The sequence below is a fragment of the Arthrobacter sp. Sr33 genome, from assembly GCF_054511195.1.
In genome coordinates this window covers 204,326-230,929 of the sequence record NZ_JBTNDD010000002.1, presented here as the reverse complement: position 1 = coordinate 230,929, position 26,604 = coordinate 204,326, and the positions used below count along the sequence as shown (strand labels likewise).

27 protein-coding genes and 1 tRNA gene are annotated in these 26,604 nt (G+C 65.0%); 7 read left to right on the top strand and 21 right to left on the bottom strand.

The genetic code is table 11. The features are described 5' to 3' along the window. Positions 1–13: 13 nt before the first annotated feature. From ACX80T_RS03965 to ACX80T_RS03910, 12 genes are all read right to left on the bottom strand, one after another. Positions 14–1,993, bottom strand: a complete 1,980-nt coding sequence (locus tag ACX80T_RS03965) for a helix-turn-helix transcriptional regulator (protein ID WP_459303757.1) — start codon at positions 1,991–1,993, stop codon at positions 14–16. Between the two features lie 75 nt (positions 1,994–2,068). After that, on the bottom strand, positions 2,069–2,464 hold the full coding sequence (locus tag ACX80T_RS03960; protein WP_019482715.1) for an FKBP-type peptidyl-prolyl cis-trans isomerase: 396 nt from the start codon (positions 2,462–2,464) through the stop codon (positions 2,069–2,071). Between the two features lie 42 nt (positions 2,465–2,506). Beyond that, positions 2,507–3,433 carry an FKBP-type peptidyl-prolyl cis-trans isomerase gene (locus ACX80T_RS03955; RefSeq protein WP_162148043.1) on the bottom strand — a complete coding sequence of 309 codons (927 nt, stop codon included), beginning with the start codon at positions 3,431–3,433 and terminating at the stop codon, positions 2,507–2,509. 135 nt (positions 3,434–3,568) lie between these two features. Further along, on the bottom strand, positions 3,569–4,930 hold the full coding sequence (gene pafA, locus ACX80T_RS03950; RefSeq protein WP_019482713.1) for a Pup--protein ligase: 1,362 nt from the start codon (positions 4,928–4,930) through the stop codon (positions 3,569–3,571). Next, positions 4,930–5,661: a proteasome subunit alpha gene (gene prcA / locus ACX80T_RS03945; RefSeq protein WP_026041065.1), complete on the bottom strand. Its 732-nt coding sequence runs from the start codon at positions 5,659–5,661 to the stop codon at positions 4,930–4,932. The genes pafA and prcA overlap by 1 nt, the downstream gene beginning before the upstream one ends. Positions 5,662–5,663: 2 nt before the next feature. Continuing rightward, positions 5,664–6,488 (bottom strand): proteasome subunit beta, encoded by an 825-nt coding sequence (gene prcB / locus ACX80T_RS03940; protein ID WP_019482711.1) that lies wholly within the window; start codon positions 6,486–6,488, stop codon positions 5,664–5,666. 5 nt (positions 6,489–6,493) lie between these two features. After that, entirely contained in the window at positions 6,494–6,709 is a 216-nt protein-coding gene (locus ACX80T_RS03935; RefSeq protein WP_019482710.1) for a ubiquitin-like protein Pup, read from the bottom strand. 50 nt (positions 6,710–6,759) lie between these two features. Then, positions 6,760–8,346, bottom strand: a complete 1,587-nt coding sequence (gene dop, locus ACX80T_RS03930; protein WP_459303884.1) for a depupylase/deamidase Dop — start codon at positions 8,344–8,346, stop codon at positions 6,760–6,762. A gap of 65 nt (positions 8,347–8,411) precedes the next feature. After that, entirely contained in the window at positions 8,412–10,172 is a 1,761-nt protein-coding gene (arc, locus tag ACX80T_RS03925) for a proteasome ATPase (RefSeq protein ID WP_459303756.1), read from the bottom strand. 101 nt (positions 10,173–10,273) lie between these two features. Next, positions 10,274–11,362, bottom strand: coding sequence for a tRNA (adenine-N1)-methyltransferase (locus ACX80T_RS03920; protein ID WP_083850890.1), 1,089 nt, complete (start codon positions 11,360–11,362; stop codon positions 10,274–10,276). Positions 11,363–11,417: 55 nt separating this feature from the next. Then, a complete protein-coding gene (locus tag ACX80T_RS03915; protein WP_459303755.1) occupies positions 11,418–12,575 on the bottom strand; it encodes a site-2 protease family protein in 1,158 nt (385 codons plus the stop codon). Continuing rightward, a complete protein-coding gene (locus ACX80T_RS03910; RefSeq protein ID WP_459303754.1) occupies positions 12,572–13,348 on the bottom strand; it encodes an HAD family hydrolase in 777 nt (258 codons plus the stop codon). The genes ACX80T_RS03915 and ACX80T_RS03910 overlap by 4 nt, the downstream gene beginning before the upstream one ends. A 137-nt stretch (positions 13,349–13,485) precedes the next feature. Here ACX80T_RS03910 and ACX80T_RS03905 point away from each other — a divergent pair, with 137 nt between their 5' ends. After that, positions 13,486–14,340 carry a PAC2 family protein gene (locus ACX80T_RS03905; protein ID WP_237742118.1) on the top strand — a complete coding sequence of 285 codons (855 nt, stop codon included), beginning with the start codon at positions 13,486–13,488 and terminating at the stop codon, positions 14,338–14,340. Positions 14,341–14,365: 25 nt separating this feature from the next. Here the strand turns inward: ACX80T_RS03905 and mshC are convergent, their stop codons facing one another. Together mshC and ACX80T_RS03895 are read right to left on the bottom strand one after the other, a co-directional pair. Next, positions 14,366–15,643, bottom strand: coding sequence for a cysteine--1-D-myo-inosityl 2-amino-2-deoxy-alpha-D-glucopyranoside ligase (gene mshC / locus ACX80T_RS03900; RefSeq protein WP_459303753.1), 1,278 nt, complete (start codon positions 15,641–15,643; stop codon positions 14,366–14,368). Between the two features lie 72 nt (positions 15,644–15,715). After that, on the bottom strand, positions 15,716–16,540 hold the full coding sequence (locus tag ACX80T_RS03895) for an undecaprenyl-diphosphate phosphatase (protein ID WP_019482702.1): 825 nt from the start codon (positions 16,538–16,540) through the stop codon (positions 15,716–15,718). A 74-nt stretch (positions 16,541–16,614) separates the two neighbouring features. Here ACX80T_RS03895 and ACX80T_RS03890 point away from each other — a divergent pair, with 74 nt between their 5' ends. After that, positions 16,615–17,553: an aldo/keto reductase gene (locus tag ACX80T_RS03890; protein WP_116777800.1), complete on the top strand. Its 939-nt coding sequence runs from the start codon at positions 16,615–16,617 to the stop codon at positions 17,551–17,553. Here ACX80T_RS03890 and ACX80T_RS03885 read toward each other — a convergent pair. Further along, on the bottom strand, positions 17,550–17,783 hold the full coding sequence (locus ACX80T_RS03885; RefSeq protein WP_116777799.1) for a hypothetical protein: 234 nt from the start codon (positions 17,781–17,783) through the stop codon (positions 17,550–17,552). The two genes, ACX80T_RS03890 and ACX80T_RS03885, sit on opposite strands and share 4 nt — an antisense overlap. A gap of 40 nt (positions 17,784–17,823) precedes the next feature. Here ACX80T_RS03885 and ACX80T_RS03880 point away from each other — a divergent pair, with 40 nt between their 5' ends. Further along, the gene (locus ACX80T_RS03880) at positions 17,824–18,057 is read left to right on the top strand and encodes a DUF5703 family protein (protein ID WP_019482699.1); all 234 of its coding nucleotides are present in this window, start codon (positions 17,824–17,826) and stop codon (positions 18,055–18,057) included. 12 nt (positions 18,058–18,069) lie between these two features. On the opposite strand, the gene ACX80T_RS03875 is transcribed toward ACX80T_RS03880, so the two are convergent. Next, positions 18,070–19,230 (bottom strand): acyl-CoA dehydrogenase family protein, encoded by a 1,161-nt coding sequence (locus tag ACX80T_RS03875; RefSeq protein ID WP_459303752.1) that lies wholly within the window; start codon positions 19,228–19,230, stop codon positions 18,070–18,072. A 9-nt stretch (positions 19,231–19,239) separates the two neighbouring features. After that, the gene (locus ACX80T_RS03870; protein WP_019482697.1) at positions 19,240–20,541 is read right to left on the bottom strand and encodes a M20/M25/M40 family metallo-hydrolase; all 1,302 of its coding nucleotides are present in this window, start codon (positions 20,539–20,541) and stop codon (positions 19,240–19,242) included. A gap of 153 nt (positions 20,542–20,694) precedes the next feature. On the opposite strand from ACX80T_RS03870, the gene ACX80T_RS03865 reads away from it, so the two are divergent. From ACX80T_RS03865 to ACX80T_RS03855, 3 genes are all read left to right on the top strand, one after another. Then, positions 20,695–20,777, top strand: a tRNA-Leu gene (locus ACX80T_RS03865). Between the two features lie 122 nt (positions 20,778–20,899). After that, complete coding sequence (locus ACX80T_RS03860; protein WP_459303751.1) at positions 20,900–21,262, top strand: hypothetical protein; 363 nt, start codon at positions 20,900–20,902, stop codon at positions 21,260–21,262. A gap of 569 nt (positions 21,263–21,831) precedes the next feature. Continuing rightward, complete coding sequence (locus ACX80T_RS03855) at positions 21,832–23,184, top strand: MBL fold metallo-hydrolase (protein ID WP_459303750.1); 1,353 nt, start codon at positions 21,832–21,834, stop codon at positions 23,182–23,184. A 250-nt stretch (positions 23,185–23,434) separates the two neighbouring features. On the opposite strand, the gene arfB is transcribed toward ACX80T_RS03855, so the two are convergent. Genes arfB through ACX80T_RS03835 form a run of 4 tightly spaced genes read right to left on the bottom strand, consistent with a single transcriptional unit; the run spans position 23,435 to position 25,920 of the window. Further along, complete coding sequence (arfB, locus tag ACX80T_RS03850; RefSeq protein WP_459303749.1) at positions 23,435–23,857, bottom strand: alternative ribosome rescue aminoacyl-tRNA hydrolase ArfB; 423 nt, start codon at positions 23,855–23,857, stop codon at positions 23,435–23,437. A gap of 12 nt (positions 23,858–23,869) precedes the next feature. Beyond that, a complete protein-coding gene (locus tag ACX80T_RS03845) occupies positions 23,870–24,637 on the bottom strand; it encodes an SCO1664 family protein (RefSeq protein ID WP_459303748.1) in 768 nt (255 codons plus the stop codon). Next, on the bottom strand, positions 24,637–25,203 hold the full coding sequence (locus tag ACX80T_RS03840; RefSeq protein WP_459303747.1) for a DUF3090 domain-containing protein: 567 nt from the start codon (positions 25,201–25,203) through the stop codon (positions 24,637–24,639). Before ACX80T_RS03840 ends, ACX80T_RS03845 begins: the two co-directional genes overlap by 1 nt. A gap of 9 nt (positions 25,204–25,212) precedes the next feature. Further along, positions 25,213–25,920 carry an MSMEG_4193 family putative phosphomutase gene (locus tag ACX80T_RS03835; RefSeq protein WP_024476513.1) on the bottom strand — a complete coding sequence of 236 codons (708 nt, stop codon included), beginning with the start codon at positions 25,918–25,920 and terminating at the stop codon, positions 25,213–25,215. 348 nt (positions 25,921–26,268) lie between these two features. On the opposite strand from ACX80T_RS03835, the gene ACX80T_RS03830 reads away from it, so the two are divergent. After that, a complete protein-coding gene (locus ACX80T_RS03830) occupies positions 26,269–26,571 on the top strand; it encodes a DUF4193 domain-containing protein (protein ID WP_019482691.1) in 303 nt (100 codons plus the stop codon). The last annotated feature ends 33 nt before the right edge of the window (positions 26,572–26,604 follow it).

Below are 26,604 nucleotides of genomic sequence, written 5' to 3'. Positions count from 1 at the left end.
GCCTCGACCGAGGTCAGGGACGGTTCGCCAGGGCCGCAGCCAACCACACCGAGCACTCGCGTCGAAGTGACTCGGGACCGGCGACAGCGGCAGCTCCCCCCAACCTGCTGATAAGGCCAGGAATCCACCCCGTGGTGGCCACCCTGATTTCCGCAGCAAGGCGGCCATCAGCGAGTTCCTGGGTTCGCTCGGCGGCGTAGTGTTCAGCCACCCATCGGGCCGGCGGGTGCAGCAGCAAGGTGACAAGCTCATCGCCGGGCGTTGGCCGGAACAGGACGCCGTCGTCGCCGTCGCCGTCGGCTTCGGGCTGCCGCCCGGCGTCCACCGGATCAGTGGTGAGTCTGACGGCCTGCATCCGGTCGAGGCGGAAGTTCCGGACCGACCGGGCGCTGGTGCACCACGCCTCGAGGTACCAGCTATCGTGCCGGGAAAATGCCCGGATCGGTTCGACGGTGCGCTGGGTAACCTCGTCCCGTGTGGGCACCAGATAGGTCAGTTCCAGGCGGACCCGGGACCGGAGGGCTTCCTGGACGGTTTCAAGGGTTGACCCGACCGCTTCCTCGGTCAGGGTCGCGGCGATGGCACTGCCCGCACGGCCGGCGTCGCCGGCCGCCTGTGTGAGCTTGGCGTGGGCGGTGGCTGCCGCTGAGCCCGGGTCCAGTCCCGGTAGCCGCCGGAGGGTATCCAGGCCGACGATGAGGGTGCAGGCCTCATCAAGGTTCAGGCGGAGCGGTTCGGCCAGGTTGTCGGCATTGCTGAGGAAGATCCGGTCCTCGTCGAGGCTGACTTCGATCAGCCCATCCGGGTAGTAGCGGGGGCCGCTGACAAACAGGAGCTCGAGGTCGGCGGCCAGGTGCGTGCGGGTAACGCCAAAGTGGGCGGCCGTCTCATCCATGTCCGCGCCGGGATGATCGAGCAGGTACGGCACCAGGTCGAGGAGGCGGCGCAAATGAGCATCAGCCGAGGTCTTGGGGCGGGCCGGTCGGCGCGCTGCCTTGGTGAACTCGAGGTCAGGGAACGGCCCGTCCTGGGTAGCGGCGGCCTGGGTGAGCTGCTCCCCCGTCAGGGCCACCAGCTCCGGCGGTGCGATCGCCCGCGCCCGCGGGCCGAAGGCTGCAATATCGGCTGCGGTTTCGCCGGTGTCACCGTACGGAAACCGGAGCAGGTCCCAGCCGTCGCTGGCACCGTCGCTCTGCGCACCGCGTCGGGTACGCAACAGGTGGCAGGTGTCGGGCCGGACAGCGACCACCGCTTCGAACGGCTCGCGGGCCCGGTCGAGGGAGGCCAGCGAGGCAAGCATCGTGAAATCTTCGGGGACGTCAAAGGATCCATCGAGCAGGACTGGCGCGGTGGTGATGCGGGAGAGCCTGAAATACCGCTCCTCAGCCCGGTCGAGGTCACGGCCAACCACATACCAGTGCCCGTAGCGGCTACCCATGCCCCAGGGCTGAAGCTGTCGCTGTTCCTCCCTGCCGGTGCTCGCCGCGCGATAGCCGAACGAGATGGGCCGGCGGGAGGTGGTGGCGCGCCAGACCTCATCCCAGTGCGGTTCGTTGGTGCGGATGCGCGGTTCCACGAGCATGGCGGCTGCGTCCTCGCGGGCAGCGCCGCGATCCTGGAGCTTCCGCAGCGCCCGGGCGGCGGCCGAGTCGAGGGTGGCTACATCCCACATCCCGGCGGCGAGGGTCAGCGCAGCAGACTCCTCGGTGGTGAAGGTGACCGCCGGGAGACGGTATTCGGCGGCGTCGATCCGGTAACGCCGAATCGAGTTGTCGTGGTCGAACGCCGGGTCGTCGCTGAACGACTGGACGGGGATGCCCTGTTCACGCAGCATGGCCTTGTCCCGGTCGAAGAGCTTTTCCCGGGCGGCGGGGGTGGGCGCCCCACCGTAGAGCTCTATTTCGTGGAACAGTTCCTCTTTGGAGTAGCCGCGCTGGGTGGAGAGCAGCAGCATGACCAGGGAGAGAAGGCGTTCGGTTCGTTTAGCTGACACGTTGGAAAGAGTACCCGCATGAGGAGGGCCGGGGCACACTGCGCCCCGGCCCTCCTCATGACGTGCGTGTCCCGGTTAGCGCAGACCCATCAGATCGACGACGAAGATGAGGGACTCACCGGGGGCGATCGCTCCACCAGCGCCACGGTCCCCGTAGGCCAGATTGGCGGGGATCTCCAGCCGGCGGCGGCCGCCAACCTTCATTCCGAGGAGGCCCTGATCCCAGCCCTGGATGACCTGGCCAATGCCGACCTTGAAGTCGAGTGGTGCACCGCGGTTCCAGGACGAGTCGAATTCCTCGCCGGTGGAAAAGGCGACGCCGACGTAGTGGGCGGAGACGGTGTCGCCAGCCTTGGCTTCCTCGCCGGAGCCCTCGATCAGGTCGGAGATGACCAGTTCGGTAGGTACGTCGGTGCCGGGAAACTCAATTTCGGGCTTGGTGCGGGCGGTGCCGTTGGATCCGATAGACATATTTCTCCTCTAAGTGGTGGTGGTTGGCGGGGGCGACCGGAATTACTCGGCCGTCACTTTTTCGACGATTTCTACGTAGAACGCCAGGGTGCCGGAGGGGCGTCCCTCCGGGGCAGGATCCCCGTAGCCCATCGGTGCGGGGATGACGAGCAGGACTTTGCTGCCGACCGTCTGGCCGGCCAGTCCCTTGGTCCAGCCCTCGATGACGCCGGAAAGCGGGAACTCGATCGGCTCACCACCGGGGTAGCTGGAGTCGAACTGCTCTCCGTCTTCCCAGCGCCACCCGGCATAGTTGGCAGCGATGGTGTCTTCTTCGGTGATCACTTCACCGTCGCCGGCTTCGAGAACCTTGATGACCAGGTCATCTGAGGGTTCGTTGTCGGGAATCTCGATGACAGGTGCGTCGTCGTCGTCAAACGTGAAGGTGGGAAGCTGGCCGTCGGCGTCGAGCTCTTCAACGGCTTCGGGGCTGAGCACCTCGGGCACCGGTGGTGCTGCCTCGGCACTGAGTACCTGCATCACGATCAGCTGCTGGGGCTCTTGGCCTTCGATCACATTGGTGTAGGCGATCTGCGACCCGATGGTGGTGCCCACCAGCACTTCGTAGAGTTCAGGGTCGTCTTCCTGCAGTTTCTCGATCAGGTCGAGGGTCTGCGGCTCGGCGGAATAGGTGTCGCCGAGGACTGAGCCGTCCTCGGCGTTCAGACCCACCAGGTGGAAGGAGACGCGGTCGCCGTCGGCGATTGGCTCGCCGTCGCCGGCGGTGATCGTGGCAGCGGCGGGGCCGGTCACGTCCAGCGGTGATTCGAAGGTCACCTCGGGAGCTTCCTCATCGGAGCCGCCCTCAACCCGGACGGATTCAAGGATCGCGGCGTCACCGGCGGTCTTCAGTTCAGCGTCGCCGGTATCACCGCCGCAGGCGGACAGCACTAACAGGACGGGCAGAGCAAGGGTGAGAGCTTTTCGCACGGTGCTTCTTTCGCAGGTGATCGGTGGCGCGTGCCGTGGGGGCCGCAGGAAGCTGGCCATTTTTCGTGAATGAACCTATCCAGCGTAACGGTTTAGGGCCGGTGGTTTCTCCCGTCGAGCAGTTTCACCGGGGATTCACAGCTGGGCGAGCAGCGCTTCGACCCGTTCGTCGACCGATTGGAAGGGGTCTTTGCACAGGATGGTTTGCTGGGCGCGGTCGTTGAGCTTCAGATGCACCCAATCGACGGTGAAGTCCCGGTTGGCGTCCTTCGCGCGTCGGACGAATTCCCCCCGGAGCCGCGCGCGGGTGGTCTGCGGTGGAATGTCCACGGCATTTTTGATGTCGACGTCGGTGACCACGCGCTCGGTCTCCCCCCGCTGCTGGAGCAGGAAATACAGGCCGCGTTCCCGGGAAATGTCGTGATAGGTGAGATCCAGTTGTGCCACCCTCGCGGACTCCAGGCCAAGACTGTGCCGGTCCCGGTAGCTGTCAATCAGCTTCTTCTTGATGGCCCAGTCAATCTCACGGTCGATGAGCCGATGGTCGCCGGTGCCGATTGCCTGCAGGGTCCTCCCCCACAGCTCGAGGATCCGTTCAACATGCGGGGTGTGGGCCCCGTTCGTTTCCACGAACTGGCGCACCCGCGCCAGATACTCCTGCTGCATGTCGAGCGCGGACATGGTGCGTCCACTAGCCAGCTTCAACGGCTGGCGTCCGGTGAGATCGTGGGAAATTTCCCTGATGCTGCGGATCGGGTTTTCCAGCCGGAAATCCTTCATGATGACGCCCGCCTCGATCATCCGCAGGATCAGGTCAACCGATCCTACTTTCAGGAGGGCGGTGGTCTCGGACATGTTGGAATCGCCGGCGATGACGTGGAGTCTGCGGTAGTACTCGGCGTCGGCGTGCGGCTCGTCCCGGGTGTTGATGATGGGCCGCGACCGGGTGGTGGCCGACGACACGCCCTCCCAAATGTGGTCGGCACGCTGGGAGAAGGCGTAAAGCGCGCCGGTCTGGGTTTTGAGGACCTTACCGGCACCGACCAGGAGCTGCCGGGTGACGAGGAACGGGATCAGGATGTCGGCCAGCCGGCTGAACTCGAGCTTCCGGGGAATGAGGTAGTTTTCGTGGCTGCCGTAGGAGTTCCCCGCCGAGTCGGTGTTGTTCTTGAACAGGTACACCCGTCCGTCGTAGCCCTCCTGCGCGAGCCTGCGCTGCGCCTCGGCCACCAGATCCTCCAGGATCAGCTCGCCGGCCCGGTCGTGCGCGATGAGCTGGGCGACGTCGTCGCACTCTGCCGTGGCGTACTCGGGGTGGGAACCGACATCCAGGTACAGCCGGGACCCGTTGGTGAGGAACACGTTGGAGGAGCGTCCCCAGCTGACCACCTTGCGGAACAGATACCGGGCCACCTCCTCGGGTGACAGCGGGCGGGAGTTGGGCCCCGAGTAGGCGATGCCGAATTCCGTTTCGATGCCGAAAATCCGGCGGTCCATCAGAGGCCGTCCTTCCCGAAGCCCAGCATGTCTCCCACTTCGGTGGGAAGGATCCGCCGGAACGCCCGCCGGGCGCCGCGGGTGGTCAGCGGGTCCCTATCCAGGACTGCAACCTCAAGGGTGTCGGGGTTGAGGCGCGTCCGGGGAGCGCCGGTCGCGCCGCCGCCGTGCCGGAGCGCATCCACCGCGGTCCTGACCGCTTCCGCGAAACTATGCTCGGCGTCCCACTGATCGGTCAGGGCGTCACCGACGGCATCCGCCTGCCCGCCCATCACGATGAACCGTCGTTCGTCGGCGATCGAACCGTCGAACGTGAGGCGGTACAGGTGGTCAGCGTCGGTGCGGGGCCCTACCTCGGCGACGGCCAGCTCCACCTCAAAGGGTTTGCTGTCGGCGGTGAACACTGCGCCAAGACTTTGGGCGTAGACACTGGCCAGCCCGCGGGCGGTGACGTCTTCCCGGTCGTAGGAATATCCCCGCACATCGGCGTAGCGGACACCCGCCTGGCGGAGGCTCTCGAACTCGTTGTACTTCCCCACGGCGGCGAAAGCGATGCGGTCATAGATTTCGCCCACCTTGTGCAGGGACGGTGAGGGGTTCTCGGCGACCAGTGCAATCCCATCGCGGCAACTGAGCACCACCACCGATCGTCCGCGGGCGATCCCTTTCCGGGCAAAATCGGCCCGGTCCTTGGTGAGCTGCTCAGGCGAAACGTAGAACTGTTGTGTCATGCTCATGCCTCTCGTCCTGCCACCGAGCGCGAGTCGATGACCTGCGCAGCAGCCAGCGCCAGCTCCCGCTCCGGAATCCGGCGGGCGCCAGCACTATTGACCGTGTACACCACCGGCCACAGCTGGCGGACGACGTCGGGGCCGCCGGTCGCCGAATCGTCGTCGGCCGCGTCGTAGAGGGATTCGACGGCGACCCGAACCGCGCGGTCCTCGTCGAGATTCGGTTTCCACAGCTTCTTCAGGGCGCCCCGGGCGAAGGCGGCGCCGGAACCGACGCTGTGGTGTTCCTGCTCCTCATAGCGACCGCCCGTCACGTCGTAGGAGAAGAGCCTGCCGACCCGCTGGACGGTGTCGAAGCCGGCGAAGAGGGGGACGACCGCCAGCCCCTGCAGCGCGAGTGGGAGGTTGGCCCGGATCATTGCTGCCAGCCGGTTGGCCTTGCCATCGAGGCTCATCAGGGTGCCCTCGATTTTTTCGTAGTGCTCAAGCTCCACCTGGAAGAGCCGCATGATGTCGAGCGCTATTCCGGCGCTACCAGCAATGCCGAGTACGGAGAACATGTCGGCTGGGAAGACTTTTTCGATGTGCCGGCTGGCGATAATGTTGCCCATCGTGGCGCGCCGGTCACCGGCCATCAGGACGCCGCCAGCGTAGGTCATGGACACGATGGTGGTGGCGTGCGGCGCCACCGTCGCGGCGCTGGCCGGGGTCAACCCTCCGGCCGACCGGCTGGAGGGCAGCAGATCGGGGTGGTTCGACCCCAGATACCCGCTGAACGACGTGGAGGCTGCACGGCCAATCGACGCGGTAGCGTCTTCCGGAATCATTAAGGTTACTGGCCGCCCTTCTGGACAAAGCCGCGGACAAATTCTTCGGCGTTGGATTCGAGCACCCCGTCGATTTCGTCCAGCAGATCATCGACCCCCTGGGTCTGTGCAGTGGGTGCGCCGCCCTCGGGTGCTCCGCCGGTGTCCGGGGCCGGAGTGTCCTGCTGTTCGTCCTGCTGCTCGGGCCGTGACCCGGTATTCCTGCGGTCCTGTGTAGCCATGGCTGGCACCTTTCATTGCTGAGGATGTGATGCGCAAAACCTAGTGATGTCTATGGTGCCATGTTGGATTGTGGCCTGCTCAAAAGCCGCGCAACAAATTCTTCGGCGTCGGCCGATGCAGCGAACAACTCTTTGGTGAGGGCAGCTGTTCCCCGGAGGGGCTCACGGGTCTGGATTCGTTGCAGCCGACGTTGGGACGGCAACTCGAAGATGATTGAGTCCCAGCTGGCACCGACCACTTCGCGGGGAAAACTGCTGATGCAGCGGCCACGGAAGTAGGCCCGGGTGTCTTCGGGCGGGTGGGACACGGCGGCGTTCACCTGCTCATCGGTGACCAATCGGTCAATCTGGCCGCGGGCGCTGAGCCGGTGGTAGATGCTTTTCTCTGGTCGGAGGTCGGAGTACTGCAGGTCCACCAGGGCCAGGCGGGGGTCATCCCAGGCCATTCCGTCGCGGCTGCGATACGCCTCGAGCACTTTGAGCTTTGCCACCCAGTCAAGTTGGTGTGCGGCGTCGAAGGGGTCCCGGCGCAGTGTATCGATGAGGGCGCCCCAGCGTTGCAACACGTCGGCGCTCTGCGGATCGGTTCCACCCTGCCGGTCCGATTCCGTCAGGCAGGCGTCGAGGTAGATTTCCTGCAGGTCCAGGGCGGTCACCGACCGGCCGTCTGCCAGCCTGATGCGGTGACTCAGCGTGGGGTCGTGGCTGACCGCCTGCAGCTCCCGGACCGGGTCCTGGATCTCGGGAATCGGCGCGTTGTCCCTGTCGATCAGGGACAACACCAGGGAGGTGGTCCCCATCTTCAGATAGTTCGAAATTTCGCTCAGATTGGCGTCGCCGATGATTACATGGAGCCGCCGGTACTTTTCGGCGACCGCATGAGGCTCGTCCCGGGTGTTGATGATGGGTCGGCGGACGGTCGTTTCCAGGCCGATCTCGTTCTCGAAAAAGTCGGCACGTTGGCTGAGCTGGAACCCGGGTGACTGATGGGAGGCGCCGATTCCTACCCGGCCTGAGCCACAGATTGTCTGGCGGGAGACGAAGAACGGAATCAGCACCGCTGCGATGTGGTTGAAGGGCACGCTGCGGGGCACCAGATAATTTTCATGCGACCCGTAGGACACGCTCTTGTTGTCGGTGTTGTTTTTATACAGGTTGACTGGAGCGAAGCCCGGGGTGGCGGCGATCCGGCGCATGGCTGCCAGCGCCACGGAGTCGCCGGCCCGGTCCCACAGGACGGCGTCCAGCGGGTTGGTCACCTCGGGCGAGGAATATTCGGGATGGGCGTGATCGACGTACAGCCGTGCCCCGTTGTTGAGGACCAGGTTCATCAGGACTGCCGAGTCCAGCGGGCCGACGTCGTCGAGCGCCGCATCGACCAGGGCAACCTGCTCGGCGGTGAGGATCGGCGGACTGTCGGTCAGCTGGGATGGATCGGCTGCGTGCCGCACCTGTTGCCACCCGCGGGCGTCAGCCAGGGGTGCCTCATCCGTGTAGTCCCAGCGGGTGCCGGCGAGGTTGCCGAGACCCTCCCGCAGGGTCGCCGCGTAGGCGTTCACCACCTGGGACGACAGGACTGTGGCGTTGGCGTCCGGAATCGACGGCGCAATGATTCCGTACTCGGTTTCGGTGCCCATCACGCGGTGGGCGGAAAACCGTTCGGGGTCGAGGACTGACGGATCGGCGTGGTGTCCGGCTGGTGTCACAGATACTGTCCGGTATTGGGCGTGGTTTCGATGGTCTTCCCTGGCTCCTGCCCAGCCTTGCCCTGCACGATGGTGCGGATATAGGTGATCCGCTCCCCCTTCTTGCCGGAAATCCGGGCCCAGTCATCGGGGTTCGTGGTGTTGGGGAGATCCTCATGTTCACGGAACTCGTCGACGACGGCCCGGAGGAAATGCTCAATGCGCAGGCCCTTCTGGCCGTCCAGGAGCAGATCCTTGATGGCGTACTTCTTGGCCCGGTCCACCACGTTCTGGATGACAGCGCCGGAGTTGAAGTCCTTGAAGTAGAGCATTTCGGTGTCACCGTTTGCGTAGGTGACCTCGAGATATTCGTTGGACTTTTCGGTGGAGTACATTTTTTCGACCGTGCGCCGGATGATTGCCTGCACGGTTGCTGCGCGGCTGCCGCTGTACTCGTTGAGGTCGTCGTCGTGCAGTGGCAGGTTCTCGGTGATGTACTTGCCGAAAATCTCGGCTGCACCCTCGGCGTCGGGGCGGTGGATCTTGATCTTCACGTCCAGCCGGCCGGGCCTGAGGATGGCCGGGTCGATCATGTCTTCCCGGTTGGAGGCACCAATCACGATGACGTTCTCAAGCTTTTCGACGCCGTCGATCTCACTGAGGAGCTGAGGAACGATAGTCGTTTCAACGTCCGAGGAGACGCCGGTACCCCGCGTCCGGAACAGGGAATCCATCTCGTCGAAGAACACCACCACCGGGCTGCCGTCCGAAGCCTTCTCGCGGGCCCGGGCGAAGATCAGCCGGATGTGGCGCTCGGTCTCCCCCACATACTTATCCAGCAGCTCGGGTCCCTTAATGTTGAGGAAGTAGCTGCGCGTCTCGGTGGACCCGGTGCGTTCAATGGCACGCGCGGCGAGCGAGTTCGCGACGGCCTTGGCGATCAGGGTCTTGCCGCAACCGGGCGGACCGTAGAGCAGGATGCCTTTGGGTGCCTTCAAACCGTGTTCCCGGTAGAGGTCAGGGTGCAGGAATGGAAGCTCGACGGCGTCGCGAATCTGCTCGATCTGCGGCCCGAGTCCCCCGATGTCCTCGTACGCGATGTCCGGGACCTCTTCGAGCACCAGGTTCTCAACCTCGCTGCGCGGGACCTTTTCGAGTGCGTAGCCGGACCGGTTGTCGACCGAGAGCGCATCACCAACACGGATCCGCTCGGACTGGAGCGGACCGTTGAGCCTGACCACCCGCTCCTCATCCGCCCGCCCGATAACCAGGGCGCGGTCGGAGCCCAGGAGTTCCTTGACGGTCACCAGCTCGCCGGAGCGTTCGAACCCCAGCCCCGCGATGATGGTCAGGGATTCGTTGAGCAGTACTTCCTGGCCGGGCATCAGTTGCGCCAGATTGACCAGCGGGCTGATCGCGACCCGCAGCTTCCTGCCGGACTGCAGAATGTCAGCACTGTCCTGGGACGCGGCGGACGCCGCGTCGCCGGGCCGCAGCGCATTGAGTTCGATGATGGTGCCGAAACTGAACGGGGTGGCGCCTTCGTTCTCGAGGGCCCCCTTGAGCCTGACAATTTCGGCACGCGCCGCCTCCAGGGCGGCAACCAGCTTGGTGTTGTTCTGGGCCGCAGACGATAACTGCCGGTCAATGTTGCGCAGCCGGTCCCGCAGGACGTTCAGTTGCCGTTGAGTCGCAGCGAGCTGGCTCGCCCCCGCCCCGGCCTCGGGCGGGGCGGCAACGGACAGTTCCGGAGGGTCTACGTTCTCGAAGTCAGCCATGCGTATCGCCCACCTTCAGTGCTCGATTAATGCTCTCATTCGACCATAGCGCAGTGAGCCGGGTTATTCCTGATAGTCGCCGCCCCGGGTAGCATTCGGCCCTAGCTTTCTGTCGGCCCGTCCGCCTCACGGGCAGCGTCCGCGATCTGGTCACGACGGGCCTGCGCCTCGTCAGCGGGTAGCGCGCCGCGCTGGATCGTGGAGCTCGCATCGCGGGCCACCCGGCGCAGACGCTTGTCCGAAACCTCACGCTCACCCACAGCCTGGGGTGTCCAGGCGTTCAGATCCTCTGCGCTGAAATCCGTTTTCGAGGGGCGCCGCTTGGTCGTCAGACCGGTGACCCCGTGCGCCAACCGGCGGGTGATCAGGAGGAAGCCGGTGTGCGCGACCATGCGGTGGTCGGGTCGGACGGCGAGCCCTTCCAGGTGCCAGCCACGGACCATCGATTCCCAGGCGTCCGGTTCGGTGAAACGCCCATCAGCCCGGATGGCTTCGGCGGTGCGGGACAGCTGCGTCACCGTTGCAACATAGTTGATCCACACCCCGCCCGGCGCCAGGACGGTGGCTACCGCGTCGAGGCATTCCCAGGGTGCGAGCATGTCGAGAACCACCCGGTCAACGCTGCCGGGTTCCTCCTGCTCGACTACCTGCTCCTGGAAATCGCCCAGGGTGATTTTCCAGGCCGGATGGGGCCCACCGAAAATGGTCTCGACGTTTCCCTGCGCAATGTCAGCGAATTCGGCCCGCCGTTCAAATGAATGCAGGTAACCGGCATCACCGACGGCGCGGAGCAGCGAGATGGAGAGGGCACCGGAGCCAACCCCGGCTTCCACCACTCGCGCACCCGGATAGATATCGGCCATGGTGATGATCTGGCCGGCATCCTTGGGATAGACCACTGCTGCGCCGCGGGGCATGGAGAGCACGAAGTCCGACAGGAGCGGGCGCAGCGCCTGATACAGCTGGCCGCTGGTGTTGGTGAGAACAGTCCCTTCCAGGGAACCGATCAGCCCATCGTGGAGCAGGAACCCCTTGTGGGTGTGAAACGCGCCGCCGGGGGTCAGCGTGATGGTGTTCATGCGGCCCTTCTCGTCGGTCAGCTGCACACGCTCCCCTGCACGGAAAGGGCCTCGGCGGACGGCTGCACCATGGGGAGGGTGTTCCGCGGGGGTGCTTCCGGGGGTGTTCATCAACGATCGTCCTTAGCTATTGGGGGTAGAGCACGCACACGTCGGTGGCGGCAGGTCAGGAATTTTGGCCGGGGAAGGGTTTGCCGGTGATCGCCGACACCACCGTCGACTGGTGGAGCAGGCCGGTGACCCGTCCCATCCGGTCGATGACCGCGTATTCGCTGCCGGGCAGCTTGGCCAGGAACTGCACCAGTTCCTGGCCAACGGCTGCTTCCGGCACGTAGGCCCCGGGAGAGAGTGCCCGGGCCACCGCATTGATCGGTGTGGTCTCGGCCGCATCGTCCGGGACGCTGAGCAGGGCGCCGGTATCGACTACTGCTTCGGGTTGTCCGCCCGCACCGGTCAGGACAATCGCCGCCCCCGGGTTGTCCCGGACGAGTTTCCTGACCGTTTGCACGGTGGTTCCGGCCGGGATGCTGAAGGCTGGCTGCTTCAACCGGCCAGCACTGATCGCCGGGAGGCGGAGCCGCATCTGGGCGTTGTTGATGGCCGCCGTCGCACCCATCCAAAGGAACGCACCCATCACCGCTGCGATGATGACCACCATCAGGTCGGGCGTCCCTCCGGCCAGCAAGGGAAGTCCGAGGACGGCAACCACGAGCAGGATCACGATGACGCGGCCAGCCCAGCCCGCCGCCACGGTGCCCTTGTCCTGATTGCCGGTAGCCTTCCAGACAGCAGATTCAACAATTCGTCCGCCGTCGAGGGGCAGGCCCGGCAGCACGTTGAACACGGCCACCAACAGGTTTGCCCACACGAAAATGTCAGCGAGCAGGCGGCCTACCGACTGGGGTTCAAAGAGTGGGACCGCCAACCAGCCAGCGAGGGCGAGGAGAAAGTTCGCCGCCGGGCCGGCCAGCGCCACGATCAGCGAGCGGCCCGGGCTGGCGTTGAAGTTTTCGAACTGGGTGTGCCCGCCCCAGAGGTTGAGCACAATGCGCGTGGTCGGCCAGCCGAAGACCCGGGCTGACAGCGCGTGGGCGAGCTCGTGGACCAGCACTGACGCGGCGAGCAGCAGCGCGTACCCGAGGGCCACGCCGTAGGCTCCGGCCCCGATCCCGGGAAAGGCGCGGGCCACCTGCGGGCCGAAGACCACCACCACAAACAGGGCGATGACGAACCAGGACCAGGCCAGAACGATGGGAATCCCCCAAAGCCGCCCCAGGGAAATTCCCTCCCGCCGCTGCAGCCCAGGAGCCTCGGGTGAGGTCACCGCGAGGCCGACTCTGCCGGGACGGCTGGCTCGGTGAGCGACGCCGCGTGGTCGAGGACCAGCCGGTTGAGGTCAGCCACGGATTTCTGCCTCAGGGTGGGCCATTGATACCAGCCCCGATCGGTCGGGAGCGGCATCATGTGGGGTACGGTCAGCGTCACCAGTCCGGCGGCTCCAGCCGACGTCGCGCCCGGAAGGGAGTCCTCGATCGCGACCACCCGGTGCTTGGATAGCGTGCCCCTCGATCCGTCGAGGGAGTCGAACCCCAGCTGGTAGGCCTCTGGATCGGGTTTTCCCCGCCGCACCATGTCCCCGGTGACCAGGAACTCGAACGTCCCAGCCGGCAGCTGACTTGCCACCTCAGCGGCGAGGGGCCCCTCGGACATGGTGACCATGGCGCACGGAATGTGTTGCGCCTTCAGCTCGGCCAGCAGCTCGACGGCTCCTGGTCGCCAGGGCGCAGCTTCGGCGACCCGGGTCTGGACCTCGGTGGTCAGGTGGTCGATGATCTCGCGGATTTCCAGCTCAACGCCGGCCTGTTGCAGGACCCCCGCCGAGAAGGACAGCGCCTGCCCCACCAGGGCTTCGGCGTCGGCGGTGGACCAGGTGCCGCCATGCTTCGCGACCAGATCCTTTTCGGCCTGGATCCAGTACGGCTCGGTATCGACGATGGTCCCGTCCATGTCCCAGAGGACTGCCTGGAGGCCGTCGTCGTCGTCGTGGGTGGCGTGCCCGGAAATGGACGCAACTGTACTGGGATCGGAATTAGCCATACCCCCAGTCTACGGGGAGGCTAATGCCCGGCGGCCGCTTTGGCTCTGCGCGAAGGTGCAGTCAATAGCTGCCAACACCGCGCGGGGAGGTTTAGGGTGAAGTGGTGAGTACCTTTGATGAGAGCGTCCAGCCCGGAATTCGTGGCCTTTTCCAGGACAGTGGTTCCCCCGACCGGCGGGTGACGATCATGCTTGCCGCCTTCGAGGGGTGGAATGACGCCGGCGAAGCGGCTAGCGACGCGCTGAAATTCATGGGCAGGTACTGGGGCAGCGAGAAGGTTGCCAGCATCGACGCTGACGAGTTCTACGATTTCCAGTTCACCCGCCCGGTGGTGAGCCGGAATGCCCAGGGCCGGCGCAAAATCAAGTGGCCCACCACGCGGATCAGCAAGGCCCCGGTCCCCGAGACGAATGTGGACCTCATCCTGGTGCACGGTGTGGAACCGTCCTATAAGTGGCGTGCGTACACAGCCGAACTGATTGCCTCGGCCAAAGAACTCAATGTTGACTGCATCATCCTGGTGGGGGCTCTGCTCGCGGATGTGCCGCACACCCGGCCCATCCCGGTCACGGTCACCTCGGATGATGATCTGGTGCGGGAGAACCTCGACATTGAACCGTCCACCTATGAGGGTCCAATCGGGATAGTCGGAGTGCTCAGTGAGGTGGGCTTGCTGGCCGACATTCCGACGCTGTCACTGTGGGCGGCCGTACCGCACTATGTGGGGCAGTCCCCGTCCCCCAAGGCGCAGCTTGCCCTGCTCAACCGGCTCGAAGAGATGCTGCACCTGTCCCTGGACATGCACGTGCTGGTCGAAGAGTCTGAGGCGTGGGAGCGCGGTGTTGACGAGCTGGCTATCGAAGACCCCGAGGTGGCCGCCTATGTGCGGCAACTGGAAGAAGCCAAGGACACCGCCGACCTGCCCGAGGCGAGCGGGGAATCGATTGCCCGGGAATTCGAGCGGTACCTGAAAAAGCGTCGCAAGGACTGAACTAGGGTCCGGGCGGTGGACCCCTCTAGCGGGTCAGCCTGATGCCGAGCAGCGCATCCAGTGCGTCGACCACGCCGGCGGCACCGTCAGCTGTCCCGCCGGAGATGGGTGCTTCGGCGGCCCAACGGTCCACAGCTGCCACCCCCGCGGGGGCGTCGAGGTCGTTGGCCAGCGCTGCACGGAGCTCAGCGGTCAGTGCGGCAGCCGATTCCTCAGTCGCCGATCCCAGTGCAAGCCGCCAGCTGGACAGCTGGTCCTGGGCACGGGGAATCACCTTGTCGGTCCATGACCAGTCCGACCTGTAATGGTGGTTGAGAATGGCCAGCCTGATCGCGGCCGGATCCACGCCGTCCCTGCGCAGGGACGACACCAGCACCAGGTTGCCGCGGGACTTGCTCATTTTCTCGCCGTCCAGGCCGACCATCCCGGCGTGCGAGTAATGCCTGGCCAGAGGCGTGCCGGTTGCTGCCTCCGCGTGGGCTGCGCTCATCTCATGGTGGGGGAATACCAGGTCAGAGCCGCCTGCCTGCACGGTGAACGGCAGTTCGAGGAACCGCTGCGCAATCACTGCACATTCGATGTGCCAGCCGGGCCGGCCCCTGCCGAGGGTGTTGCCGTCCCAGTCAGGCTCACCGGCCCGAGCCACCCGCCACAGCAGGGGGTCCATCGGATGCTTCTTCCCGGGGCGGGCAGGGTCCCCGCCGCGTTCGGCGAAGAGCCCGGTCATCTCCTCCTGGCCGAGGTGGGAAACGGCGCCCAGGAACCAGGCCTCCGGTCCTGTCAGCGATGCGGACGCTGCATCCACGGAGAAGTAAATGTCGCCGTCGGGCTCCGCCCCGTCGCCGGCGACGGGGTACGCGATGCCGCGTTTCAGCAGTGATTCGATCACCGGGACAATCCACTCGATCGATTCGACCGCCCCAATGTAGTGGTCCGGGGGGATCACGTTGAGCTCGTACATGTCCTCGCGGAACAGATCCGTCTGCTGCGTGGCGAGATCAGTCCAGTCCACCCCCGTGGCGGCCGCCCGCTCCAGCAGCGGGTCGTCGATGTCGGTGACGTTCTGGACATAGTTCACGACGGCGCCTGAGTCACGCCAGAGGCGGTTCAGGAGGTCGAATGCCACATAGGTCGCGGCGTGGCCCATATGGGTGGCGTCGTAGGGTGTGATCCCGCAGACGTAGAGGCCATGCCGGGAGTCCGTCGGCAGCGTAACGTACTGCTGCTGCTTGGTGTCATACAGGCCGATATCGGCGCTTTCGCCGGGCAGGACAGGAATAGGTCGAGAGTTCCACGCAATCACACTTCTACAATACGTTCCTTGCAGCGGTGAGCCGACCAGCGATCCGCCCCAGACGTTCTGCTGACAGGGGAATCAGGGGTTGATGATGCCGAATCCGAGGAGCAGGAACAGGGCCAGGCCCAGCAGGATGCGGTACCAGACGAAGAGGCCGTAGCTGCGGGTGGAGACGAACTTCAGGAACCAGCCAATGATGATGAACCCCACCACGAAGGCGATACCGGTGGCCAGTGCCGTCTCCCCCAGCCCGTAGGGGCCCGGCTCGCCGATGCTCTTGAACAACTGGAAAAAGCCACTGGCAAACACGGCAGGAATGGCCAGCAGGAACGAATAGCGTGCTGCGGCTTCGCGGTTGTACCCCATGAAAAGGCCGGCGGTGATGGTGCCGCCCGACCGGGAGACGCCCGGGATGAGGGCCAGCGCCTGGGCGAAGCCGTAGAAGATGCCGTGCCGGTACGTCAACTGGTCCAGGGACCGGTTCTGCTTTCCGACGGCGTCCGCCACCGCCAGGATGAGCCCAAACACGATCAACATGGTGGCGGTCAGCCACATGCTGCGCAGGGTGCTCTCGATCTGGTCCTGGAAGAGCAGCCCCAGCACACCGATCGGGAGGCTGCCGAGGATCACGAGCCAACCCATCCTCACATCCGGGTCGCTGGTGGGTACTTTCCCGACGAGCGACCCACTCCAGGCCCGAATGATCCTGACAATGTCGCGCCAGAAAAACACCACCACGGCGGTTTCAGTGCCAAGTTGGGTGATCGCCGTGAACGCGGCGCCTGGGTCCTGGGCGTTCGGTAGAAACTCGCCGACAATCCGGAGGTGGGCGCTTGAGGAGATGGGCAGGAATTCCGTCAGGCCCTGCACCAGGCCCAGGATGGCAGCTTCGATCCAATTCACAAGTAAGACCTTAGAGTACTCAGCCGTCAACCTCCGGTAGGCGACAGCCCTCCCCGAGGCTTTAGGCTTACCGTATGCAGTGGCAAAACGTGGGTAGCAGCGGTCTGACGGTATCCCGTGTGGGATTGGGCACAATGACCTGGGGGCAGGACGCGGATGAGGAGACGGCACGGGAACAGCTTCGTCTGTTCACCGAGGCCGGCGGCACCCTGGTGGGGACCGCCGCCCGCTACTCGGATGGCCGGGCGGAGGCGATGCTCGGGGACCTGATCGGCGATACCGTCGCCCGGTCCGAGCTGGTTCTTGCCGTCCAGGGTGGGTCGGCACGCCAGCACGGCGGGGTGCGGCGCGCTGACGGGTCCCGGAAGGGACTCCTCGATTCCCTTGATGCTTCCCTGGCCCGGCTGGGAACCGATCACGTGGACCTGTGGCTGGCCCCGGCCCGCCTTGATGCCGTTCCGTTGGATGAGACCCTCGGGGCACTGGAACTGGCCTACCGGACGGGGCGGGCCCGCTACGTGGGCGTCTCCAACCAAGCGGGTTGGGAACTTGCCCTCGCCTCGGCCACAGCTGGTTTCCCGTTGACGGCGCACGAGGCTGAATACTCGCTACTGAACCGCACCGTGGAACGGGAGGCGACACCTGCCGCGGAGGCCCTCGGGGTGGGCCTGGTGGCGTGGGCGCCACTGGGTCGTGGGGTCCTGACCGGAAAGTACCGGGGTCAGACCCCGGCGGATTCGCGGGCGGCATCGGACCTCTGGGCGCCCTACGTGGAGCCGTATCTCACGGGACGGCCGCAGCGGATCACCGAGGCACTGGTCACCGCCGCCAAAGGCCTGGATCTGGCGCCACTGGAAGTGGCGCTGCGGTGGGTACTGCACCGGCCGACGGTGGCTGCCGCGATGACCGGTGCGCGGACCAGCCACCAGCTCAAGGATGTCCTGTCAGCGGGGCAGGACCCGCTCCCCGCGCAAATCTCCGCGGTGCTCGACGAAGTGTCGGCCCAGTCCTAGGACTCGTCGGATTCGTCGTCGTCGTCGCCGTCTTCATAGATGACCAGCGGCGTCACTTCCCCGTGGGCGTCGTAGAGGACTTCCTCATAGGTGTCGAAGGCGTCGGCGATGGCCAGGTAGGCGGCCTCAACGGCCGGATCCTCGTCCCCGCGCCGGGATGCGGCAGCGTTAAGATGCTCCTCAAGCGCCGAAACCAGGGTTTGGAGCGCGACACGCGGATCAATACTCATGGGTAGACGTTATCGGTAAAGTGATCAAAATTGGAGGGAAATGCGAGAACAATTTCTGAACGCAACGACGGCGCCCCGGCGCGACGTCGAACGCCGGTACGAGTATCTGGTGTTGACCGTCAACGCGGGCGAACCGGTGAACGCCGCCCGTCAGGCGCTGACCGAACACGCCGAGTACGGCAAATGGGAACTGGAACGCAGTTGCATCTACATCGGTGGCGGACGCCGGTACTGGATGCGGCGCAAGGTCCTCCGGGTGGAACGCACGGCCTAGCAGCCGGGGGCCCTAACTGTCCCCCTGCGGACCCAACCAGGCGGTCGCTACCGTGCGGTGAGCCGACTCGGTGGACGACGGATGGTACTGGCCCGCCAGCACGTCACGGTGGAGCCTGCCGATTTCGCTACCAGCCTGGTAGCCGCGCCCGCCGGCAAGGTGCATTGCCGCGTCGTTGACCTGCCGGGCCACGGCGGTGGCCCGCAGCTTGAGGCCCACCAGCTTGGCGAACCACTGGCTCCCATGATCTGCACCCTCGTCCAGGTCCCGCGCCACAGACCGTAGCTGGGCATCGAGTGAGTCGAGGGCCATTGCGGCATCGGCGATCTGCCAGCGCACCTCGGGCGTCTGCGACAGGGCCACGCCGTCGCGACCGGTGGTGCGCTGCCGGGCCGAGTCGATGGCAAGGGTCAGCGACCGGTCGCCAATCCCCGTGTACACCGCTGACAGCAGCGTCTCGAAGACCCCGAAGATAGCAAAGACGAGGGGGTCTGCGTTGGGGCCGACCGGGAGGTGCCTGAAGATCCGTTCGGCGGGTACGACGACGTCGTCCAGCCGGGTGGTGTGTGACTGGCTGGCCCGCATGCCCATGGTGTCCCAGTCCTCGACCGTGTGGACCCCTGCGGTCCCCCGGGTCACGATTCCGTGCACCAGCTCCCCGGCGCCGTCGGGTGTGGTGGCCTTGCCAAAAATTCCGAGCCGCGTCCACGCGGGTGCGAGGCTGGTGAAGATTTTGGTTCCGGTGAACGAGTACCCGCCGTCGGCCTGTGGTGTGGCGGTGGTGAAGGAGTCGAACAGGACGGCGTCGTTGCCCGGCTCGGAGAGTCCGAAGGCGTACAGCTCCCCCTGGGTGGCCTCCTGCAGGACGAAACCCAGGGAGTGGTCCCCCAGGCGTTGCAGCATCAGGGCCACCCCGGTCCAGACCAGGTGCATGTTGATGGCCAGGGCGGTGGCGGGTGCCGCGGACGCCAGCCGCCGTTGGCACGCGGCAACCGCTGCGACGCCCAACCCCCGGCCGCCGTCGTTCACGGGTGCCATCAACGCGAGATAGCCGATGGCTTGGAGATCGGCCAGATCCGCGTGGAAGAACTCGTTCCGTGCGTCGTAGCCGGCGGCCCGCTCCCGGAACGTGTCCAGGAGTCGGTCCGGGAGGATTTCCTCGGGGGTGTCCATGGACAATGCCTAGTAGGTGGTGAGCAGGCGGTGGAGCACCTTGGAACCAAACTTGAGCGACTCGGTGGGTACCCGCTCGTCGACGCCGTGAAACATGCCGGTGAAGTCGAGTTCGTCGGGCAGCTGCAGCGGGGCGAACCCGTAGCCGGTGATGCCGAGGCGGCTCAGCGACTTGTTGTCGGTGCCGCCGGACAGCGTGTACGGCAGGACCTTCGCGCCGGGGTCCTGGCTATGCAGGGCGTCGATCATGGAGTCCACCAGGTTGCCGGCGAATGGCACCTCAAGCGAAACGTCCTTGTGGTCGTAGGTGACGTCGACGCCGTCGCCTGCGAGCTCCTTGATGGTGGCGAGGACCTGTTCCTCCTGGCCTGGCAGGGTGCGGACGTCGATCAGGGCTTCGGCGGTGCCCGGGATGACGTTGTGCTTGTAGCCGCTCTTGAGCACCGTGGGGTTGGAGGTGTTTTGCAGGGTGGCTCCGACGAAGCGGGCCACGGTGCCGAGTTCGGCGAGGAGCGTCTCGGGGTTGTCAGGATCGAATTCGACACCGGTGAGTTCGGTTACACCGTCGAGGAACTGGCGGGTGGTGGGGGTCAGCTCAATCGGCCACCGGTACTCCCCCACCCTTGTGACGGCGCGGGCCAGCCGGGTGACGGCGTTGTCGGTGTTGATCTGCGAGCCGTGACCGGCGCGGCCGTGGGCTACCAGACGGAGCCAGGAAATGCCCTTTTCCGCAGTCTGCAGCAGGTAGGTGCGCTGACCGCCGATGTTCGCTGAGAAGCCGCCAACCTCGGAGATAGCTTCGGTGGCTCCCTCGAAGAGGCCCGGCTGGGTGTCGACCAGCCAGGATGCCCCGTACTTACCGCCGGCCTCCTCATCGGCGAAGAAACCGAAGATCAGGTCGCGCTTGGGCTGGATTTTCTCGCGCTGCATGTTGCGGAGGACCGAGAGAATCATGGCGTCCATGTCTTTCATGTCCACTGCACCGCGGCCCCAGATCAGGCCATCCTTTTCCTCGCCGCTGAACGGATCGACTGTCCAGTCCTCTTTCTGGGCGGGGACGACGTCGAGGTGGCCATGCACCACCAGTGCGGGCAGGGAGGGATCAGAGCCGGGCATCCGGGCAATTACGGAGGCCCGGCCCGGTTCGGACTCGAAAATCTGGGTGCCAAGGCCCACTTCCTCGATCAGGCCCGCCGTGTACTCAGCAGCCGCTCGTTCGCCGGGGCCCACGTTGTCACCATAGTTGGAGGTGTCGATGCGGATGAGTTCCTGGCAGATGCGGACAACTTCGTCTTCGGGCTTGATATTCATCGTGCGGGCCTCCTGGTGGCGAATGAGCTGTGTCACCAGCCTAACCACTTTGTCTGGAGGGTCCCGCGAGCAGCGGATTAAACTCTTGGGCCTTGATCGTGTTAGAGTTTTTTTCGCTGCTTCCGAGGTTTAGAGCTACGGAAAACATCACCTGCGCGGGTGGCGGAATGGCAGACGCGCTAGCTTGAGGTGCTAGTCCTCTAACGAGGGTGGGGGTTCAAGTCCCCCTCCGCGCACAGTGAAAAAACCCCGGTCCGCCGGGGTTTTTTTATGCCCTCGACCAGACGGGCCCTGTATTCGACCACGCGAGTTGGTTATCTCCGACGGCCATCGGCAAAGTGGACGCATAGTAATCAGCATGACCAACATCGAAAGACGTCTTCGCAAAGACGGATCCACCGCACATCTCCTACGCTGTGTCGACAAGAAGTCCGGCAAGCGCAAGACCCAGCGTTTCGATGAAGCGAAGGACGCTGAGTTCATGCAGACCGTTCTAGAGGCCCACGACCTAGCCGAAAGCTGGCCACCTGGGAACCGCACTCACCTCCCCGGTCGGTCAGCTGCGCCTATTCCGGATCGCCCAGGGCTATCCGATGTAGGTGTGAGCGGCTCCATGCCTTCCCGCTTTGTCCAGCTTCATGACGGGTTCGGCATCATGTGGATGCCCTACCTGGCTGCGAACCCGGTGCACCTGACGGCCGCCGACTGGCAGAGCTGCTGATCCCACTTCAGGACCGCAAGCCGGAGCACGTGCTGCGGGTCGTCGCTAGCAGGGTCAATCCAACGCCCGTCTGGCCGAGCTGTCCGCCCACGAGTCAGCCGGCTCAGCAGCCCGGTACGAAGACCAACTGGAAGCCCTGTTCGCGGCCCGTCACTGCCGGACATCCGAGAAGCTAGACCACCGGATAATACGGTCGTTCGAACGACCCCACCCAGACCAAGCCGGTGCAAGGCTGGTACTCCACGATCGTCCCGCTCCCCCGACAGCTGCAGACCGGGCCCGCCAGCCGCCACGACCGTCCTGAGACTCCCGGCTGGCTGATGGCGTCCTCGTCTTCTCCCAACCCGGTGCCCTGCCGTCACCCGCCCTCGAACAAGTAGTCACCGCAGTGAAGGACATCAACACAGATGCCGTCCACGCGGACTTTGCCCAGCAGGAGGAAGGCCGGACCTGACGAGTCCGCCACCGACCCGACGGCTCCCGCCGCTGGGTCGCGCCGGTGCTACCCGGCGGCGGGAGCCTCGGGTACGGTGGCATGCAACGACCAAGGCATTTAAGGAGGAACGGTCATGGATGTGATCACCATCGAAACAGCGCCGCTAGGAGATCGCAGCTACCTCGTCCACGACGGGCAAGTGGCTCTGGCAATCGACCCGCAACGCGACACGGACAGGGTGGAAAAAGAAGCCGCGAACGCTGGAGTGCAGATCACCCACGTGGCAGAGACCCACATCCACAACGACTACGTCACCGGCGGACTCCAGCTAGCCAAAGACAACGCCGCCGTGTATCTAGTCAACGCCGCCGACCATGTGGACTTTGACCGCACGCCGATCTCCGACGGGCAAACCCTGCAGATCGGGAAGATGACGCTGCGCGCCGTTGCTACGCCTGGGCACACTCATCACCACCTTTCCTACCTCGTCACCCAAGACGACCGACAAGCCGTCTTCTCCGGCGGCAGCCTGCTTTACGGGTCGGTGGGGCGGACCGACCTCATCAGTGACGAGGACACGGTACCCCTGACCCACGCCCAATACGCATCAGTGCGCCGTCTGGTGGACGAGGCCACCCCCCAGGCTGGCCTCTACCCCACCCATGGATTCGGATCCTTTTGCTCCTCCGGCCCGGCCAGCGGAGCTGACGCGTCAACCATCGGCGAACAAATCCAGAGCAACCATGCCCTCACGGATGAGGACGAGGACCATTTCGTCCAGGAACTGATCGACAACCTCAGCGCCTATCCGTCCTACTACGCCCACATGGGACAGGCGAATACTGCGGGCCCCGGCCGGGCGCAGCTCGACGTCCCCCAACCCCTGGACTCAGAAGAGCTCACCGCCAGACTTGAACACGGTGAATGGGTGATCGACCTGCGTAACAGGATCGCTTTCGCCCGCGACCACCTTCACGGCAGCGCCAGCTTCGAATACGGCGATGGAACCAGCTTCACTACTTTCCTCGGCTGGGTTCTGCCTTGGGACCAGCAGCTCACCCTGGTCGGTGAGCGTGACGACGTCGAGAACGCAATCCGCGATCTCTCCCGCATCGGCATCGACCAACCCGATGTCGCACTCGGCTCTGAACCAGCTGCTCTTGCCCCTAACGCCGCGCGCAACTCCTACCCCAGCGTGGGGTGGGAAGAAGTCCGTGCCGACCGTGAGCCGGAGGACGTCATTCTCGATGTGCGCCGCACCGACGAATACAACGCGCAGCACATCAAAGGGGCGATCAACCTCCCCTTGCACGAATTGCTGCAGCGGATGAATGAAGTACCGGACCGGAGGCTGTGGGTTCACTGCGGATCCGGTTACCGGGCATCAGTCGCTGCAAGCCTGCTGCAACGGGCCGACAAGAACGTCGTCCACATCGACGGCATGTTCGACGACGCGAAAAGCTCCGGCCTGCCCATGAATCACTGACACAGACGCTACAACAGGTACTCACCGCGAACCACGTACCCCCGGCACGGATGATCGAACGGCGTCCGTGGGGACGGAAGTGGGCTGCGCTGGTCTCAGCATCACCTATCGCGAAGGATATTCCCGCTCCTTCGGCGAGGCGACCAACCCGGGGAGGTAGTGATAAGAACACGTCTCCTAAGATGCGCTCCGTCTGCGGTTCATGCGGTCTGCAACTGCTGTGAGCGACCAGCCAGGGGCCACCACCGCCCTAGTCGGCGGTCGGGCGCTGCCGGTTGCGTTTCGTGGCCGACCGCTGCTGTTTCGCGGCGAGATGCCGTCGGGTGGAGCCGCGTGTGGGCCTGGTCGGACGCCGAGGTTTCGGGTCGGGGGCCAGTCCCACGGTGACCAGATCGGCGAGTTTGCGCATTGCCGTGTCGCGGTTGCGTAGCTGGGAACGCTGCTCGGAGGCGGCGACGGTGACCGTTCCGGCAACGACGTGGCGGCTGAGCCGGTTGAGGAGCATTGCGCGCTGCTCGTCGGAGAGGACCGTCGAGTCCGCAATATTCCAGAACAACTCGACCCGGCTGTCGGAGGTATTCACGTGCTGCCCGCCCGGCCCGGATGACCTGGAAAAGCGCCAGCCGAGTTCCCGCTCGGGAATGACGAGCTTCGCTGACACCTCAAGATCCATCGCGGCACATCCCTAAAACAGCGGCCAGGGTACCGCCGACATCTCACCGCTCGGCGCCGGAAAACGCCCGTCCGCGCGCAGCTTGTCGCAGCGTGCAGCCAGCGAAACGATTTCCTCCGCGCTGAGCAGGTCCGCCAGGGCGCCCCCAAGGTCACCGGTCAGCCCCACACTGACACGGTCAATACCGTCGAGCTCATCCGCGGTCAGGGGGTCGCCCAGCCATCCCCACAGCACCGTGCGCAGCTTGTGGTCGCTGTGGAAGGTGAGCCCATGGTCGACCCCGTGCCGGTGCCCGTCGCCCATCGCGAGGATGTGGTCGCCTTTGCGGTCGGCGTTGTTGACGACGACGTCGAACACGGCCATCCGCCGCAATGCCGGCGTGTCCTCGTGAAGGAGGGCGACCATCCGACCGTTTTCGTCCTGGCCCTCCAACACCTGCTTCCAGCCAGTCTCGGGCACCCGGTGGGAGGGAACGAGGTCCACGGGGTTCTGCTCCGGGTCCTGCTCCTGCCAGAGTTGCACCATTCCTTTGCCCAGCGGGCCCTCACGCAGCCAGGTGAAGGGCACGACGTTCCAACCGAACGACTGCGAGACCAGGTACGCGGCGACCTCCCGGTGCGCCAGGGTTCCGCCGGGAAAATCCCAGAGCGGATGCTCCCCCGCGATGGGTTTATAGACGACCGCCTCGGTGCCGATACTGCCCAGGAACGTGGCGTTCGACGCTGTCGTGATGCGACCGGTGAGCGTCAGCTCGGCCGTCGCCAGGTCAGGCGTCGGCATCAGGTCTCAGGAAGGGTGCAGGTGTGCCCATCGATGTCGACCGGTTCCCCGCACAGCGGGCAGGTGGGGCGGCCAGCGTCGACAATCTCGCGGGTGCGTTTCGCGAATGCGCGGGCGGTACCGACCGGCATCCGGACCAGTAGCATTTCGGACACCTCGACCCCTTCTTCACCGATCGACTCATCAACGGCGTCGCCGTCGTCCTCAGTATCAATCTCGGTGATCGGGTAGGCCTCGATGACCAGCTGGACTGTCGATGGGTCCCAACCGAGAGTCAGGGCCCCGGTGCGGAACTGCTCTTCCACGGGTTCGAGCTGGTCATTGTCGACCAGTTCAATGGGAGTACTCGCGGGAATGCTGAACGGGTTGCCCTCCAGGGTGATGAGCTGGTCGAGAATCTCGTCGATCTTCTCGGCAAGCTGGGCCGACTGCTGCTTTTCCAGGGCGATGCTGACGATCTGCGCCCCGGCACGTACCTGGAGATAGAACGTGCGCGACCCCGGAGCGCCGATCGTTCCGACAACAACTCGATCAGGCCAGGTGAACTCATGAACTTTAGTAGGCATACAGCTATTTTAGGTGATTGAGGTTCGTGGGGGCTGCGGTCCCGCGCCGCCGCCGACCGGTGCATCAGCCGCGTGGACCGTTGTCGACAACCAGGACAGATCCCCGGCATCGGTGTTGGTGGCATAGACGCTCGGCCGGCTTGTGCCGTACCGCACAATCGATACGGAGGCCGGCCCCACATTGATGCGCTGGAACAGATCCAGGTGCATGCCGAGTGCGTCAGCGAGGATCGACTTGATGATGTCACCGTGGCTCACCGCCACCCACACCGCACCTGCCCCGTGCTCGGCCTCGAAGGCCGCATCGTGGCGGCGAATCGCGGCTACGGACCGGGCCTGCATTGCTGCCATGGATTCGCCGCCGGGAAAGGTCACCGCGGAGGGCTGGGCTTGCACAACGGTCCACAGGTCTTCGGTCGCAAGGTCGCTGAGGGTGCGTCCCTGCCATTGGCCGTAATCGCATTCGGTCAGATCGGGGTCGATGGGAGTGAGCGGGTTGCCTAGTTGACGATCGAGGATGAACTGGGCGGTCTGCTGACACCGCTCGAGTGGGCTCGATACCACGCCGACGACCGGGACGGCAGCCAGACGGTCACCCGTCAGGGCTGCCTGGTCACGTCCGACCTGGTCCAGGTTCACGCCGACGGTCCGCCCGGCGAGGAGTCCGGCGGCATTCGCTGTGGTGCGGCCGTGCCGCACGAGGATAACTGTGGCCATCTCTTTAGAGTAACGAACCCGGTGGTGCATCCCGGCCCGGAAACTGCCGTCCGGCACAGCCTTGCCGGTACAACCTTGCCGGTTTCTTCCGGCGGTTCTGTGCCGGACGGCAGTTGCTGCGGGAAGGTAGGGGTGAGGCGGACCGACCGGGTGAGGTGGGCCCAACCGGGTGCGTCCGGCCCAATCAGCCGCGCGATTGCGCTACTGAGTGTCGTCCCTGCTACCTTGTCCCTTGACAATCGGGGAACTTAATCTGTATCCCACACGCTGTTAGCGTAAGCCGCCACTTTCCGCTGGCGCTCCCTGTACTCTGATTGATCACACAACTGAAGGAGAAGCACCGCCCGCATGGCAACTGACTACGACGAACCACGCGTCAGGCCCGAAGACCAGCCTGTCAATGAATCGCTTGAGGCGATTCAGGCTCAACGCAGCGCCACCACCCAGTCGTCCACGATCGACACCGATGAAAGCGACACCGCTGAGGGCTTCGATCTTCCAGGTGCCGTCCTTGAGGAAGAACTCCTTATTTCGGTGATCCCCGAACGGGAAGACGAATTCACCTGCATGTCCTGCTTCCTGGTGAAGCACCGCACACAGCTCGCACGCGAGAAGAACGGCGACAAGTACTGCGCCGAGTGTGAGGGTTAGCCGACAACGAAGCGGCCGATAGGCTCAGAACCG

What these genes read in the sequence shown, in the direction of transcription:
- ACX80T_RS03960 (WP_019482715.1), bottom strand. Translation starts at nt 2,464, where the DNA reads ATGTCTATCGGATCCAACGGCACCGCCCGCACCAAGCCCGAAATTGAG.
- pafA (WP_019482713.1), bottom strand. Translation starts at nt 4,930, where the DNA reads ATGGACCGCCGGATTTTCGGCATCGAAACGGAATTCGGCATCGCCTAC.
- prcA (WP_026041065.1), bottom strand. Translation starts at nt 5,661, where the DNA reads ATGACACAACAGTTCTACGTTTCGCCTGAGCAGCTCACCAAGGACCGG.
- prcB (WP_019482711.1), bottom strand. Translation starts at nt 6,488, where the DNA reads ATGATTCCGGAAGACGCTACCGCGTCGATTGGCCGTGCAGCCTCCACG.
- ACX80T_RS03935 (WP_019482710.1), bottom strand. Translation starts at nt 6,709, where the DNA reads ATGGCTACACAGGACCGCAGGAATACCGGGTCACGGCCCGAGCAGCAG.
- dop (WP_459303884.1), bottom strand. Translation starts at nt 8,346, where the DNA reads ATGGGCACCGAAACCGAGTACGGAATCATTGCGCCGTCGATTCCGGAC.
- arc (WP_459303756.1), bottom strand. Translation starts at nt 10,172, where the DNA reads ATGGCTGACTTCGAGAACGTAGACCCTCCGGAACTGTCCGTTGCCGCC.
- ACX80T_RS03920 (WP_083850890.1), bottom strand. Translation starts at nt 11,362, where the DNA reads ATGAACACCCCCGGAAGCACCCCCGCGGAACACCCTCCCCATGGTGCA.
- ACX80T_RS03910 (WP_459303754.1), bottom strand. Translation starts at nt 13,348, where the DNA reads ATGGCTAATTCCGATCCCAGTACAGTTGCGTCCATTTCCGGGCACGCC.
- ACX80T_RS03890 (WP_116777800.1), top strand. Translation starts at nt 16,615, where the DNA reads ATGCAGTGGCAAAACGTGGGTAGCAGCGGTCTGACGGTATCCCGTGTG.
- ACX80T_RS03885 (WP_116777799.1), bottom strand. Translation starts at nt 17,783, where the DNA reads ATGAGTATTGATCCGCGTGTCGCGCTCCAAACCCTGGTTTCGGCGCTT.
- ACX80T_RS03880 (WP_019482699.1), top strand. Translation starts at nt 17,824, where the DNA reads ATGCGAGAACAATTTCTGAACGCAACGACGGCGCCCCGGCGCGACGTC.
- ACX80T_RS03875 (WP_459303752.1), bottom strand. Translation starts at nt 19,230, where the DNA reads ATGGACACCCCCGAGGAAATCCTCCCGGACCGACTCCTGGACACGTTC.
- ACX80T_RS03870 (WP_019482697.1), bottom strand. Translation starts at nt 20,541, where the DNA reads ATGAATATCAAGCCCGAAGACGAAGTTGTCCGCATCTGCCAGGAACTC.
- ACX80T_RS03860 (WP_459303751.1), top strand. Translation starts at nt 20,900, where the DNA reads ATGACCAACATCGAAAGACGTCTTCGCAAAGACGGATCCACCGCACAT.
- ACX80T_RS03855 (WP_459303750.1), top strand. Translation starts at nt 21,832, where the DNA reads ATGGATGTGATCACCATCGAAACAGCGCCGCTAGGAGATCGCAGCTAC.
- arfB (WP_459303749.1), bottom strand. Translation starts at nt 23,857, where the DNA reads ATGGATCTTGAGGTGTCAGCGAAGCTCGTCATTCCCGAGCGGGAACTC.
- ACX80T_RS03845 (WP_459303748.1), bottom strand. Translation starts at nt 24,637, where the DNA reads ATGCCGACGCCTGACCTGGCGACGGCCGAGCTGACGCTCACCGGTCGC.
- ACX80T_RS03840 (WP_459303747.1), bottom strand. Translation starts at nt 25,203, where the DNA reads ATGCCTACTAAAGTTCATGAGTTCACCTGGCCTGATCGAGTTGTTGTC.
- ACX80T_RS03835 (WP_024476513.1), bottom strand. Translation starts at nt 25,920, where the DNA reads ATGGCCACAGTTATCCTCGTGCGGCACGGCCGCACCACAGCGAATGCC.
- ACX80T_RS03830 (WP_019482691.1), top strand. Translation starts at nt 26,269, where the DNA reads ATGGCAACTGACTACGACGAACCACGCGTCAGGCCCGAAGACCAGCCT.